Origin of the sequence: Enterobacter cloacae complex sp. I2 (genome assembly GCF_014896205.1) — a bacterium.
Taxonomy (GTDB): Bacteria; Pseudomonadota; Gammaproteobacteria; order Enterobacterales; family Enterobacteriaceae; genus Enterobacter; species Enterobacter quasihormaechei.
This window is the reverse complement of the sequence record NZ_JADBRA010000001.1, coordinates 245620-260127: the sequence shown is the minus strand read 5'-3', so window position 1 is coordinate 260127 and position 14508 is coordinate 245620. Positions and strand designations below refer to the sequence as shown.

At 57.4% G+C, this 14508-nt stretch carries 11 protein-coding genes; 7 read left to right on the top strand and 4 right to left on the bottom strand.

What is annotated here, in order from left to right; genetic code table 11:
- Window positions 1–164 precede the first annotated feature (164 nt).
- The 3 genes from IM300_RS01340 to queE are packed head-to-tail and all read left to right on the top strand — an operon-like array spanning window position 165 to window position 3157.
- Window positions 165–1724, top strand: a complete 1560-nt coding sequence (locus tag IM300_RS01340; protein WP_063451901.1) for a PTS transporter subunit EIIC — start codon at window positions 165–167, stop codon at window positions 1722–1724.
- Window positions 1724–2431 (top strand): N-acetylmannosamine-6-phosphate 2-epimerase, encoded by a 708-nt coding sequence (locus IM300_RS01335; protein ID WP_193034948.1) that lies wholly within the window; start codon window positions 1724–1726, stop codon window positions 2429–2431. Before IM300_RS01340 ends, IM300_RS01335 begins: the two co-directional genes overlap by 1 nt.
- 54 nt (window positions 2432–2485) lie before the next feature.
- On the top strand, window positions 2486–3157 hold the full coding sequence (gene queE, locus IM300_RS01330) for a 7-carboxy-7-deazaguanine synthase QueE (protein ID WP_006811780.1): 672 nt from the start codon (window positions 2486–2488) through the stop codon (window positions 3155–3157).
- Between the two features lie 17 nt (window positions 3158–3174).
- Here queE and IM300_RS01325 read toward each other — a convergent pair whose 3' ends face one another.
- Both IM300_RS01325 and IM300_RS01320 read right to left on the bottom strand, forming a co-directional pair.
- Entirely contained in the window at window positions 3175–4572 is a 1398-nt protein-coding gene (locus tag IM300_RS01325; protein WP_193034946.1) for an MFS transporter, read from the bottom strand.
- A 26-nt stretch (window positions 4573–4598) separates the two neighbouring features.
- On the bottom strand, window positions 4599–5768 hold the full coding sequence (locus IM300_RS01320; protein ID WP_193034944.1) for a M20 aminoacylase family protein: 1170 nt from the start codon (window positions 5766–5768) through the stop codon (window positions 4599–4601).
- 171 nt (window positions 5769–5939) lie between these two features.
- Here IM300_RS01320 and IM300_RS01315 point away from each other — a divergent pair, with 171 nt between their 5' ends.
- A complete protein-coding gene (locus IM300_RS01315) occupies window positions 5940–8294 on the top strand; it encodes a helix-turn-helix domain-containing protein (RefSeq protein ID WP_193034942.1) in 2355 nt (784 codons plus the stop codon).
- On the opposite strand, the gene queD is transcribed toward IM300_RS01315, so the two are convergent.
- Window positions 8279–8644, bottom strand: a complete 366-nt coding sequence (gene queD / locus IM300_RS01310; protein ID WP_006811776.1) for a 6-carboxytetrahydropterin synthase QueD — start codon at window positions 8642–8644, stop codon at window positions 8279–8281. The genes IM300_RS01315 and queD overlap by 16 nt on opposite strands.
- A gap of 303 nt (window positions 8645–8947) precedes the next feature.
- Here queD and cysJ point away from each other — a divergent pair, with 303 nt between their 5' ends.
- The 3 genes from cysJ to cysH all read left to right on the top strand — a co-directional run bounded on the left by cysJ (window position 8948) and on the right by cysH (window position 13299).
- Complete coding sequence (cysJ, locus tag IM300_RS01305; protein ID WP_107533617.1) at window positions 8948–10753, top strand: NADPH-dependent assimilatory sulfite reductase flavoprotein subunit; 1806 nt, start codon at window positions 8948–8950, stop codon at window positions 10751–10753.
- Window positions 10753–12465, top strand: a complete 1713-nt coding sequence (gene cysI / locus IM300_RS01300) for an assimilatory sulfite reductase (NADPH) hemoprotein subunit (RefSeq protein ID WP_131636309.1) — start codon at window positions 10753–10755, stop codon at window positions 12463–12465. Before cysJ ends, cysI begins: the two co-directional genes overlap by 1 nt.
- 99 nt (window positions 12466–12564) lie before the next feature.
- A complete protein-coding gene (cysH, locus tag IM300_RS01295; RefSeq protein WP_193034940.1) occupies window positions 12565–13299 on the top strand; it encodes a phosphoadenosine phosphosulfate reductase in 735 nt (244 codons plus the stop codon).
- A gap of 93 nt (window positions 13300–13392) precedes the next feature.
- Here cysH and IM300_RS01290 read toward each other — a convergent pair whose 3' ends face one another.
- A complete protein-coding gene (locus IM300_RS01290; protein ID WP_107533615.1) occupies window positions 13393–14436 on the bottom strand; it encodes an aminopeptidase in 1044 nt (347 codons plus the stop codon).
- Window positions 14437–14508 lie beyond the last annotated feature (72 nt).

Below are 14508 nucleotides of genomic sequence, written 5' to 3'. Positions count from 1 at the left end.
GATCCTTAATGCGTTTCTCTGTCGACTAGTGTGGCGGAAAGCGGGGGAGAGATGCCAGCGATTTCGAAAAAGTATGATCCGCCTCCTGGATTTGTGATGATAATTTTCACTTTTAATTTTTATTGTGATAAAAATTTTCATCATTACACCAGGGGATGAAAAAAATGATGCACATGTTCAGCGGCGCTTCTTCCGGCGGATGGTTTGAAAAAGCGCAGCGCTTCGGCAAATCGTTTATGCTGCCCATCGCCGTTTTGCCGGCGGCGGGGCTATTACTGGGGATCGGCGGTGCGCTGTCGAACCCCAATACCCTCACGGCCTACCCATTTTTAAACGTGGGCTGGCTACAGGCCATCTTCACCATCATGAGCAGTGCGGGTTCGATTGTGTTTGCGAACCTGTCCGTACTGTTCGCCGTTGGGGTTGCCGTTGGGTTAGCGAAAAACGATAAAGGCACGGCGGGGCTGGCGGCCCTGCTCGCGTTTCTGGTGATGAACGCCACCATCAACGCCCTGCTGATCCTGACCGGAAAGCTGGCCCTTGAAAATCCGGGTGCCGCAGGGCAGGGTATGACGCTGGGCATTCAGACGCTGGAAACCGGCGTTTTTGGCGGCGTGGTTATTGGTCTGGTAACTTGCGCGCTGCACCATCGGTTTAACAAAATCGCGCTTCCGCAGTTCCTGGGCTTCTTTGGCGGCTCGCGCTTTGTTCCGATTATCAGCTCGCTGGCGGCGATACTCGTCGGGGCGCTCATGACCGTTGTCTGGCCGCACTTCCAGAAGCTGATCTTTGGCCTCGGCGGTCTGGTGGACGCCACCGGCTATCTGGGCACCCTGCTGTACGGTTTTATCCTGCGCATGCTTGGCCCGTTTGGTCTGCACCACATCTTTTATCTGCCGTTCTGGACCACCGCGCTCGGCGGAAGTGAAATCGTTAACGGACACCTGGTTGAGGGTACGCAGCGGATTTTCTTCGCTCAGCTCGCCGACCCGAACACCCAGCATTTCTATGAGGGCACGTCGCGCTTCATGTCCGGGCGCTTTATCACGATGATGTTTGGCCTGCTCGGCGCCTGTCTGGCGATGTACCACACGGCTAAACCCGAGAACAAAAAGCGCGTAGCCGGGCTGCTGCTGTCAGCGGCGTTAACCTCTTTCCTGACGGGCATTACCGAGCCCATCGAGTTCTCATTCCTGTTTATTGCGCCGGTGCTGTACGTCATTCATGCGCTGTTTGACGGGCTGGCGTTTATGCTCGCGCACATGCTGCATATCACCATCGGGCAAACCTTCTCCGGCGGCTTTATTGACTTTGTGCTGTTTGGCATTTTGCAGGGGGAGGCGAAAACCAACTGGATGTTCGTCCCGCTGGTGGGTGTGCCGTGGTTCTTCCTCTACTACGTTACCTTCCGCTATCTGATTAACCGCTTTGATTTCGCCACGCCGGGCCGTGAAAGGGAAGCGGTGGCCGACGCCGAAGCCTTACCGCAAAGCGAGCGCGCCGCAGCGGTGATCGCCGGGCTGGGCGGGAAAGACAATCTTGAAGACGTTGACTGTTGCGCCACGCGCCTTCGCGTCACGGTAAAAGAGGGCAGCAGGGTGAATGAAGCGGCCCTGAAAGCGACCGGCGCGCGCGGCGTCATCGTACGAGGTAACGGCGTTCAGGTCATCTATGGCCCGCACGTCACCATCATCAGGAACGAAGTGGAAGAGATGTTATCGTAATGAAAACTGTACTGAATACCCTGAAGGGGAAGCTGGTTGTCTCCTGTCAGGCGCTGGAAAACGAACCCTTACACAGCCCGTTTATTATGTCGCGAATGGCGCTGGCGGCGGCGCAGGGCGGGGCCGCTGCGATCCGCGCCAACAGCGTGGTGGACATTGAGGCGATCAAAGGGCTGGTTTCGCTGCCGGTTATCGGCATCATCAAGCGGGACTATCCCGATAGCGAGGTGTTTATCACCGCGACGATGAAAGAGGTGGATGAGCTGATGGCGGTCGCGCCGGACATCATCGCGCTGGACGCGACCGCCCGTAAGCGTCCCGGCGGGGAGACTCTGGAGACGCTGATCGGGCAGATCCGCGCCCGTTATCCCTCGCTGCTGCTGATGGCTGATATTTCCACCGTGCAGGAGGCCGTGACCGCGCAGGCGCTTGGTTTTGATTGCATCGGAACCACGCTTTACGGCTACACGGCGGAAACGGCGGGCCATTCGCTTCCTGAGAATGACTGCGCGTTTCTGAAAGCGGTGCTGGCGGCCGTTACGGTTCCGGTGGTTGCGGAAGGCAACGTGGACACCCCCGAGCGTGCGGCAAAATGCCTGGCGCTGGGGGCGCATACGGTGGTTGTCGGGGGCGCAATCACCCGGCCACAGCAAATCACCGGGCGTTTTATGGCAGCGATAGGCGCGCAAAGCACCGATGGAGCATGATCATCCGGCGGGGATCTGCGATACTTATCGTTTATCCCCTTAACTGAGAAGATTATGCAGTACCCGATTAACGAGATGTTCCAGACCCTGCAAGGCGAGGGTTACTTTACCGGCGTTCCCGCTATTTTTATTCGTTTACAGGGATGCCCGGTTGGCTGCGCCTGGTGTGATACCAAACATACGTGGGATAAGCTCGCAGATCGGGAAGTGTCGCTGTTCAGCATTCTGGCGAAAACCAAAGAGAGCGATAAATGGGGGGCGGGCAGTGCGGAAGATCTGCTGGCCATTATTGGTCGTCAGGGCTGGACGGCGCGCCACGTGGTGATCACCGGCGGGGAACCCTGCATTCACGATCTGATGCCGCTCACCGAGCTGCTCGAAAAGAACGGCTATAGCTGCCAGATCGAAACCAGCGGCACCCATGAAGTGCGCTGCTCCCACTCAACGTGGGTAACGGTTTCACCGAAGGTGAATATGCGCGGCGGTTACGACGTGCTGTCGCAGGCGCTTGAGCGCGCGGATGAAATTAAGCACCCGGTAGGGCGCGTGCGCGACATTGAGGCGCTGGATGAACTGCTGGCAACGCTGACGGACGAAAAGCAGCGCGTGATTGCGCTTCAGCCCATCAGCCAGAAAGACGATGCGACCCGTCTGTGCATTGAAACCTGTATCGCCCGCAACTGGCGGCTGTCGATGCAGACGCACAAATATCTGAACATTGCCTGATACTTCCGTGGCCCCGCTTAACGCGGGGCTTTTGACGTTGGCAGTAATGCCCAGGTCACGACGGCCGACCCAAGGCAAATCGCACTGTTGAAAAGTAAGGCATACTGCGCGGCGCTGGCCGCTCCCATCGGCAGCCACAGGGCGTACAGCGAAGCGGTGACCGCAATACCCATAGCTCCGCCCAGAGAGCTGCCCATCTTATGGATCCCTGAAGCCACGCCCACCTTATTTTCAGGCGCATTCATCACCGCCGTGTCCGTTGAGGGCGTGGCGTAACATCCTAGCCCCAGCCCGAATAAAATGTTGCTCAGAAAAACGGTGACGATGTAGACCTCTTTGCTTAAAAAGGTGCATGAAATTAACGTAATACCCGTTGCGGTCAGCAGCGGGCCGGTCATCATCGGCAGCCTCGCGCCGTAGCGCTGAAGCAGTTTTTCACCCACCCGGATCATCGCCAGTACGGTAACCAGATACCCCAGCGTCATCATGCCGGTCTGTAGCGGTGACAGATGATGCCCTTGCTGTAACCAGATGCTGGCGATCATCATGGTGCCAATGCAGCCGTTGAGCAGGAAGTTTGAGCATACCGAGGCGCTGTAGGCCCGGTTTTTAAACAGGGCAAAGTCAATCAGCGCCGCATCGCCTTTCCGTCGCCCGGTAATGACAAAGCACATCAGTGCAATCACTGCGCCAGACAGCACCAGAAGCGATACACCGCTGCTCCAGCCCCAGCCGTGTCCTTTGCTGATAAACAGATTAAAGAGCACCAGCATAAGGACAAAACTCACCAGGCCGCTGATATCCAGCTTGTGTCGACACGCATCAGGGCTGCGGCTTTCCGGGGTGGCGCGGATAAGCAATAGCGCGGCCAGAGCCACCACCATGGAGAAAATAAAAATCCAGCGCCAGCCCAGCGTGGTGGCGATGGCACCCCCCACAAACGAGCTCAGGCCACTGCCGCCCCAGGAGCCGATAACCCAAAAGCTGATGGCGCGCTGGCGTGCTTTACCGTCATACCAGGTCTTAATCAGCGCCAGCGTGGCGGGCATGATGCAGGCCGCTGACAGCCCCTGTATCGCTCTTCCCAACAGAAACAGGACGGGCTCCCATGAAATGAACAGCAGACCGCTCCCGATAATGCTCAGGAACAGGCCCATCATGGTCAGGCGCACGCGCCCAAACTTATCGGCAAACCCACCGCAGGCAACGACGAAGCAGCCGCTGAACAACGCGCTCAGGCTGACGGCGAGCGTGAGGGTTTCGAGGGCAATATCGAGGCTATTCTGCATGGCCGGAACAACGTTGATAACCGACTGGGCAAAGAGCCAGAATGTCAGAACGCTCATGACGATACCGGCCAGCAGCCGATCGTTACCGGCGTAGGCGGAGGTGCCTGTCAGGGAAACGGTACTCATAATTTGCCCTCCCGGGAAGGTGCGAATCAGCGCAGATAGTGTTCGGTCAGTGCGGCCCACAGCGCCGCGCCGGTGAGGAGAATGTTGTCGTTAAAGTCGTAGCCCGGGTTATGCACCATGCAGCGATCAGGCTCATCCCCGGCGCCAAGCGTGAAATAGCACCCATTGGGATTTTTCTCGAGCATGAATGCAAAGTCCTCGCTGCCCATAAACGCATTCACCTCCGCGACGGAATCCTGACCGAACAGATCGGTGGCGACGCTACGCACCATCTCGTTGGCTTGCGGATTGTTTTTCAGCACCGGGCTGCCGTTAATGTGACGGATGGTGGCCGTAGCATTGAAGCTTTCTGCCTGCGCAACGGCAATATCGTGGATGCGCTGTAGCACGGTTTGCCGCACGCGTTCATCCAGCGTGCGCACGGTCAGTTTCATCAATACCTTGTCGTTGATAATGTTGGGCGCGTGCCCGGCCTGAATGCTGCCTACGGTAACGACGGCAGGCTTGAAGGGGGTGATGTTGCGCGAAACAATCGACTGCAAAGCGACAGTGATATGGCAGGCAACCAGAGTGGCATCAACGGTATGTTCTGGCACCGCGCCGTGACCACCCACGCCGTTAACCTCAATATGTAGGGTGTCGGAAGAGGCCATCATGGCGCCATCGCGCAGACCAATTTTTCCGACGGGCTGTGACGGCATATTGTGCAGGCCAAAAATATGGTCGCAGGGGAACAGGTCAAACAAGCCATCCTCCAGCATGACGCGTCCGCCATACAGAAGCTCTTCCGCCGGCTGAAAAATAAGGTGCAGCGTGCCGTTAAAATTGCGGGTGCGCGCCAGGTACTCCGCTGCATACAGGAGCGTAGTGGTGTGGCCGTCATGACCGCAGCCGTGGAACTTACCTTCAACGGTGCTGCTCCACGCCTTGCCGCTGTTTTCCTGCATTGGCAGTGCGTCCATATCGGCGCGCAGGCCCAGGCGTTTATGCCCGTTACCCACCTTCAGCGTGCCGACCACGCCGGTTTTGGCCAGACCGCGATGAACCTCATAACCCCATTCCTGGAGCAGCGCCGCCACGCGATCGCTGGTGTTGTGCTCTTCAAAACCAATTTCAGGATGCTGATGAAAATAGCGGCGTAGTTCAGTGAACTGAGCTTCATTGCCGCGTAGGGCTTCGATGATTGGATGTGTCATTTTTGTTATCCCTTTTATGCCAAACGGTGATAATTTCGAGTCTATGACGATCGTACCGCCTGAAAATGCCCTTTTTTGTTGTAAATCGACGGTTTTGTTTTGATTGTTTTTCATACAATTCAGTTATGACAAAAAAGAGCAGGTCATTATTTGTCTTTGGTGAGGAAAAGGATGGAGCAGCGGGGAGATGAATTCCGGGTAGAGATTCAGGACATTCGCCAGTGTGTGGAGGATGAAGGCGATACGCTGACGTTGCTTTGGGTGCTGGAAGGGCGGGCAGAGCTGAGCACCGATGTGGGGCGTGAGATCCTGGAGGCCAATAGCCTTGCCATCATCAACCGTCATCGGCGCTGGCAGTTCGCGAGTGAAACGGCCAACGTCACCCTGCGCGTAACCCTTTCCGGGCGCTGGGTCGTCCAGCTCTGCAAGGATTTTTTTGCCCATGATTATGCCGTACCGGCAGAAGCCGGAGGCGTCTGGCCGCAGTGCGATGCGCTTCGCGATCTGTTGCGCCAGCTCTTGGTGGTCACACTCATCAACGATCCGCACCGCTACCGGCTGGAGGCGTACCGCTGGCTGAGCGAGATATTGCTGTTGCTGACCAGCCGCTTTCAGCAGCCCGCCCGTATGCTGCACCGTGAACTTTCCTCTGCGCACAGTAAACGCATCGCTCGGGTGATAGAGCGAATCAATGCCAGTTATACCCGCCGCATTACGCTCGCGGAAATCGCCGCGAGTGAATATGTCTCTGAAGCCTGGCTTTCTCGTCTCTTTCGAAAGGAGGTGGGGAGCAGTTTCATGCAGTACATCACCGCCCTGCGGCTGGAAAAGGCGGCTGATGCTCTGCGCCTGACCAATCGGCCGCTGCACCAGATTGCGCTTGAGCAGGGGTTCGCCAGCACGCGCATGATGAGCGATCGGTTTCGGCATGCTTACAATATGTCCCCGGGTGAGTTTCGTAAGGCCCGACGCCAGCACCCGGAGGCCGCACGCGTTCGTACGGACAGGCGTGAGCAGCACTATCCGGTCCCCGTGGACAAGCTGTTCAGCCTGCTCAATGAACCGGAGGCGCGCGGCTGGGGATCCTCGCCGCTCATCGTTCACCCGCAGCAGGAGCAGAGTCTGGATCTGGAGCTGCTTAACCCTCTCTCCGCCTCGCCGCGCCGTATGCGGGTGGTTATTACCCTGCGCGAGCTCGACGATTTGCTGCGTGAGGACGTTCGTCATAATCTGGAGGCCATCGGTGAAACCCTGACCATTGAGGGCATTGATATCGCCGAGCCTTTTCTGAGCAGCCGTCTGTTTGCCGCCGGGTGGGATGACGCGCAGCGGGCGGGCTACGCCTGCTGGTATAATCTGCATCAGATCTTCACCTGGCTGGCAAAAAAACAGTGGACGGTACTGCTCCACACCGGCGTAACGACCCGTCGCGATCTTCTTACCCGCTTTTTACACCGGTCAGTTAATCATTTTTCGCCAGAGGTCACCGCGGGCTGGCACTTTGTGATGCACTGGTCAGCCCAGGCGAGTGAGGAGGCCCGGGAACAGGTCTGGCTGGCGCAGCAAAAGGTAATACGAACCTGGCTGCCACAGGCAAAGTTTGGTTTATGGCACCGATTTTCACCCGTCAACGCGGGCGTGGGCGACGATACCCTGTTCAGCTCAGCCATTCTGATGCAGGCCGATTTTCTTGCCTGTTCGGCCGATGCCAATGAACTTCTCGATCCGGCGCAGGGGGAGCCAACCGATCTCTCCTCCACGGAAAATTACCCGATACTGAAGATCCGCCAGATCCTCGCCGCCCTTCGCCTGCGCAAATGTTCGCTCCCGGTCTGGCTTCTCTCCTGGAATACCCTCACCGGCAGTACGCGGGCAACAAACGGCTGGTTTTTTCGGGGGGCGCTGCTGATGCAGAACCTGATCGGACTTTCGGAACAGGTCTGGCTGGCGGGATTCTGGCTAGATTCGGGTCTTCAGGGCGAAGCCCGCGCGAACGATACCATTGATACATCAAGCCTTGCGCTACAGTATAACCATGGTCTGCCGCGTCCTGTTTATTGGGTACTCTGGCTCTGGCAACGTCTGCGGGGCGAGGTGCTGGTAAACGACGGGCGTGTTCTGCTCACGCGCCATCACAATGGTTACCAGCTGCTGCTGCGCAATGTGGTGGTTTTTAATCCGCTCCTTTCCAGTGAAGAAGCCTTCATCCAGCGCTTTCGCCAGCAGTATCATTTACACCTGAAGGGAATGCGCGGGAAATGGCGAATCAAGTGCCATCTTTTTGATCGGCACAACGGCGCGCTCTATCCATTGCTTGAAGGTATCGGCAGCGAAAGCGGCCCTGACGAAGAGATGTGGCGCTGGATAGCCCATAAAGCGCGTCCAACGCTTTCTGTACGCGATGAACGCCTTTTTGACGGCTGGCAAATGACGGAATCACTGGAGAGTAATGCGCTGGTGCTCTACGAGTTTACGCCGCTCGTGCCTCTTGCGGGCGACACGGAGGAGATTCACTCCCCGCGATAGACGCAGCCTGCGGTACAGGTCTCTTTGATCATGACCGCGCTCAGCAGCGGCACCAGCGGCTTCATCTGATCCCAAATCCATTTCGCCAGCACTTCGCTGGTTGGGTTTTCAAGGCCCGGAATATCATTCAGATAGTAGTGATCAAGACGATCGTAGGTCGGCTTAAACGCGGCTTTCAGTTCGGCGAAGTCCATGATCCAGCCCGTATGGGGATCGACTTCACCGGTGATTTCAAGACGCACCATAAACGAATGTCCGTGCAGGCGGCCACATTTGTGCCCGGCAGGAACGTGTGGAAGGTGGTGTGCGGCTTCGAAGGTGAAATCTTTAAACAGTGTGGTGGACATCATAGCTCTCAGGAATGCGGAAAAAACCGCCGCATAGTACCGGAAAGCACAATTTTTATCATTAACTAAAACGGCTCTGAACGGTCACCGCCTTGTATTCCCGGCGTGTATCGGCTTTAGTTCTGTTATTTCAATTATTTATTTAATCGCTTTTATCGTTAAGAACGATAACTAAAACAGGTTAGTCCATTTGGTTATTTATTATTTCCATCCCTTCTTTAATTGTTATTATCCCCGCCGTTAACCTTATCTTCAGTTTGGATTTATTCGCTTAAAGTCCGCTTTGCTACTGGAACATAACGACGCATGACAACACAGGCCCCACCTTCAAATTTGCTTCCCCTCAACCCGGAGCAGCTGGCGCGCCTACAGGCCGCGACTTCCGATTTTTCACCCACCCAGCTCGCCTGGGTTTCCGGCTATTTCTGGGGAATGTTGAACCAGCAGCCGGGTGCCGTGGCTGGCGTACCGCCAACTGCCGTTGAAATTCCTGCCATCACGCTGATCTCTGCCTCGCAAACGGGCAATGCTCGTCGCGTGGCCGAAGCGCTGCGTGATGACCTGCTCGCCGCGAAGCTGAACGTAAACCTGGTGAACGCCGGGGATTATAAATTCAAACAAATCGCGTCAGAAAAGCTGCTGGTGGTTGTCGCCTCAACGCAGGGGGAAGGTGAGCCTGCGGAAGAAGCCGTCGCGCTGCATAAGTTCCTGTTCTCGAAAAAAGCGCCAAAGCTGGAGGGCACGGCCTTTGCCGTGTTCGGCCTCGGCGATACGTCCTATGAATTCTTCTGCCAGTCCGGTAAAGACTTCGACAGCAAGCTGGCGGAGCTGGGTGCCGAGCGCCTGCTGGATCGCGTAGACGCTGATGTGGAATACCAGGCCGCCGCCGCCGAATGGCGCGCGCGCATCGTTGAGGTGCTGAAAGCCCGCGTCCCGAAAGAGACGCCGGCGCAGGCTGCCGTTACCGCAGCGGGCACCGTCAACGAGATCCACACCAGCCCTTACACCAAAGAGAGTCCGCTGACGGCGAGCCTGTCGGTGAACCAGAAAATCACCGGCCGCGATTCGGAAAAAGACGTGCGCCATATTGAGATCGATCTTGGCGATGCCGGCGTGCGCTATCAGCCTGGCGACGCGCTGGGCGTCTGGTATCAGAACGATCCGGCGCTGGTGCAAGAGCTCGTCGAGCTGCTGTGGCTGAAAGGCACCGAGCCGGTCTCCGTTGAAGGCAAAACGCTGCCGCTTTCCGAGGCGCTCCAGTGGCATTTCGAACTGACGGTCAATACTGCCAACATCGTGGAAAACTACGCCACCTTAACGCGCAGCGAGTCCCTCCTGCCGCTGGTGGGGGATAAGGCGAAGTTACAGCATTACGCCGCGACAACCCCGATTGTCGATATGGTGCGTTTCTCCCCGGCACAGCTGGATGCCGACGCGCTGATTGGCCTGCTGCGTCCGCTGACGCCGCGCCTTTACTCCATCGCCTCCTCTCAGGCTGAAGTGGAAAGCGAAGTCCACATCACCGTCGGCGTGGTGCGTTACGATATCGAAGGCCGCGCGCGGGCGGGCGGGGCGTCGAGCTTCCTTGCCGACCGCGTGGAAGAAGAGGGCGAGGTGCGCGTCTTTATCGAGCACAACGACAACTTCCGCCTGCCGGCGAACCCGGAAACGCCGGTGATCATGATTGGTCCGGGCACCGGCATTGCGCCGTTCCGCGCCTTCATGCAGCAGCGTGCGGCAGACGGCGCGCCGGGTAAAAACTGGCTGTTCTTCGGCAACCCGCACTTTACCGAAGATTTCCTCTACCAGGTGGAGTGGCAGCGCTACGTCAAAGACGGCGTGCTGACCCGCATCGATCTGGCCTGGTCCCGCGATCAGAAAGAAAAAGTCTACGTACAAGACAAACTGCGCGAACAGGGCGCAGAGCTGTGGCGCTGGATCAATGACGGTGCCCACATTTATGTCTGCGGCGACGCCAATCGCATGGCGAAGGACGTTGAGCAGGCACTGCTGGAAGTGATTGCCGAATTCGGCGGTATGGATGCCGAAACGGCGGATGAATTTTTAAGTGAGCTGCGCGTAGAGCGCCGTTATCAGCGAGATGTCTACTAATGAGCGAAAAACATCCTGGCCCACTGGTGGTCGAAGGCAAACTGACTGATGCCGAGCGCATGAAGGTAGAGAGCAACTACCTGCGCGGTACCATTGCCGAAGATTTGAATGACGGCCTGACCGGCGGTTTTAAAGGTGACAACTTCCTGCTGATCCGTTTCCACGGAATGTACCAGCAGGACGACCGCGATATCCGCGCCGAGCGTGCCGAACAGAAGCTGGAGCCGCGTCACGCAATGCTGCTGCGCTGCCGTCTGCCGGGTGGGATCATCACCACGAAACAGTGGCAGGCGATCGACAAGTTTGCCCATGACAACACGATTTACGGCAGCATTCGTCTGACCAACCGTCAGACCTTCCAGTTCCACGGCATTCTGAAGAAGAACGTGAAGCCGGTTCACCAGATGCTGCACTCCGTGGGCCTGGACGCGCTGGCGACCGCCAACGACATGAACCGTAACGTGCTCTGCACCTCGAACCCGTACGAGTCCGAGCTGCACGCCGAAGCGTATGAGTGGGCGAAGAAAATTTCCGAGCACCTGCTGCCGCGCACCCGCGCCTATGCGGAGATCTGGCTCGATCAGGAAAAAGTCGCCACCACCGATGAAGAGCCGATCCTCGGCCAGACCTATCTGCCGCGTAAGTTCAAAACCACGGTGGTGATCCCGCCGCAGAACGACATCGATCTGCACGCCAACGACATGAACTTCGTGGCGATTGCGGAAAACGGCAAGCTGATCGGCTTTAACCTGCTGGTGGGCGGCGGTTTGTCCATCGAGCACGGTAACAAGAAAACCTACGCCCGCACCGCGACCGAGTTCGGTTTCCTGCCGCTGGAACACACGCTGGCCGTGGCGGAAGCGGTGGTCACTACCCAGCGCGACTGGGGCAACCGTACCGACCGTAAAAACGCGAAAACCAAATACACGCTCGAACGCGTCGGCGTGGAGACGTTCAAAGAAGAAGTGGAGCGTCGCGCGGGCATCAAATTTGAGCCGATCCGCCCTTATGAATTTACCGGCCGCGGCGATCGCATCGGCTGGGTCAAAGGTATCGACAATAACTGGCACCTGACGCTGTTCATTGAAAATGGCCGTATTCTGGATTATCCGGGCCGTCCGCTGAAAACCGGCCTGCTGGAAATCGCGAAGATCCACAAAGGCGAGTTCCGTATCACCGCTAACCAGAACCTGATCGTCGCCAGCGTGCCGGAAAGCGAAAAGGCGAGAATTGAAGAGCTGGCGCGCGAGCACGGGTTGATGAACGCGGTGAAGCCGCAGCGTGAAAACTCCATGGCCTGCGTATCGTTCCCGACCTGTCCGCTGGCGATGGCCGAAGCCGAGCGTTTCCTGCCGTCATTCACCGACAAAGTGGAAGCGATTCTGGAAAAACACGGCATTCCGGACGAGCATATTGTTATGCGCGTGACGGGCTGCCCGAACGGCTGTGGTCGCGCGATGCTGGCCGAACTGGGGCTGGTGGGTAAAGCGCCGGGTCGCTATAACCTGCACCTGGGCGGTAACCGTATCGGAACGCGCATCCCGCGTATGTTCCGCGAGAACATCACCGAGCCGGAAATTCTCGATTCCCTCGACGTGCTTGTCGGGCGCTGGGCAAAAGAGCGCGAAGCGGGTGAAGGCTTCGGAGACTTTACGGTACGCGCGGGTATCATTCGCCCGGTGCTCGATCCCGCACGGGATTTCTGGGAGTAATCCATCCTTTGCCCGGTGGCGCTTCGCTTACCGGGCCTACGGGTTTTGTAGGCCGGGCAAACGCAGTGCCGCCCGGCGAAACAGGCAAACGAGGTTCTTATGTCCGTACTCGATCTAAACGCCCTGAATGCGCTGCCAAAAGTCGAACGTATTCTGGCCCTGGCAGAAACCAACGCCCAGCTGGAAAAGCTCGACGCCGCAGGGCGCGTGGCCTGGGCGCTGGAAAATCTGCCGGGAGACTACGTGCTCTCGTCGAGCTTTGGCATTCAGGCGGCGGTCAGCCTGCATCTGGTGAATCAGATCCGTCCGGACATTCCGGTGATCCTCACCGATACTGGCTACCTGTTCCCGGAGACCTACCAGTTTATCGACGAGCTGACGGACAAGCTCAGGCTGAACCTGAAGGTTTATCGCGCAACGGAAAGCGCGGCATGGCAGGAGGCGCGTTACGGCAAGCTGTGGGAACAGGGCGTTGAAGGCATTGAGAAATACAATGAAATCAACAAAGTCGAGCCGATGAACCGGGCGCTGAAAGAGCTGAACGCCCAGACCTGGTTCGCCGGCCTGCGCCGGGAGCAGTCCGGGAGCCGCGCAACCTTACCGGTACTGGCTGTGCAGCGCGGCGTGTTCAAAGTGCTGCCGATCATCGACTGGGATAACCGCACGGTGTATCAGTACCTGCAAAAACACGGGCTGAAGTACCATCCGCTGTGGGATCAGGGCTACCTGTCAGTGGGGGATACCCACACCACGCGCAAATGGGAACCGGGAATGGCCGAAGAAGAGACGCGATTCTTTGGGCTGAAGCGCGAGTGCGGGCTGCACGAAGGGTAATGTTTTTTCGCCCGGTGGCGCTGCGCTTACCGGGCCTATAACGGCACGAAACGTAGGCCCGGTAAGGCGTAACCGCCACCGGGCTTAACGACATCAGGCTTTGCCCGCTTTCGCCAGCTCCTTCACCAGCGGCAGCATCACTTTCACGACATCCCGGCTGCGGTGCTCAATCCGCTGCGGCAGCGTTTTATCAATGTGCTGCTGATTATCCAGCCGCACGTCATGCCAGCTGGTCCCGTTCGGGAACGCCTTTGATTTGGCGCGCTGCTGATAGCCGTCCTTTTTGCCCAGCGTCCAGTTCGTCGCCTCGACGTACAGCACCGGGATGCCGGCCTTATCAAACACTTCACCGTCATTACAGCAGCCCGTGCCTTTTGGATAATCCGGGTTACCGCCCGGGTTTGTCGCGGCATAGACGCCATGCGAACGGGCAAGCGCCAGCGCGCGGTCGCGGGTGAGTTTACGTACGCTGCTTGGCGTGCTCTGTCCGCTATTAAAATAAAGCTTATCTCCCACGATCAGATTATCGAGGTTAATCACTAACAGCGTATTTTTCTTCTCCGCAGGGCTCATACGTTTGAGGAGATTCTCAGCGCCGAGTTTTCCTTCTTCTTCGCCGCTGGTCGCCACAAAGCGAATGCTGTATTCCGTTGGAATATTCTTCAGGCGTTCGGCCAGCTCAAGCATGACGCCCAGCCCTGCCGCATTGTCATCCAGCCCCTGAAGCGTCAACCCGCCGAGGTTATTGTCAATATCGGCGTCGCTCATCGGGGCGTAGGTATCAAGATGCGCCATGATGATAATCTGCTCAGCCGCTTTCCCCTCATGCGCCGCAATCACCGTGCTGCCGGTCACGTTATGCCAGTTTTGCGTTTTATTCCGTGAGGTAAAGATGTAGCGGCTGTGAAAAGCGCGAATGTTGCTTTCGTAGCCCATATCCGCAAACTGCTGACGAATATAGTCTGCCGAGAGCATTTCGGCTGGGGTGCCGGTCATGCGGCCCGGAAAGACAGTCGCAATATGCCGCGCCTGCATACTGGCTATTTCACCGTAAGATTGATTTTTTGCCTGAGCCGGAAGGATAAAGCAAACGCCGAGCGCCAGGGCAACGAATCGGTGGCGCATTGCGGAAAACATAGTGAGTCCTTAAAAACAGAGCAAAATTTTAACCCGCATAGTATGAAACTGTGATCGGGTAGACACAATTTG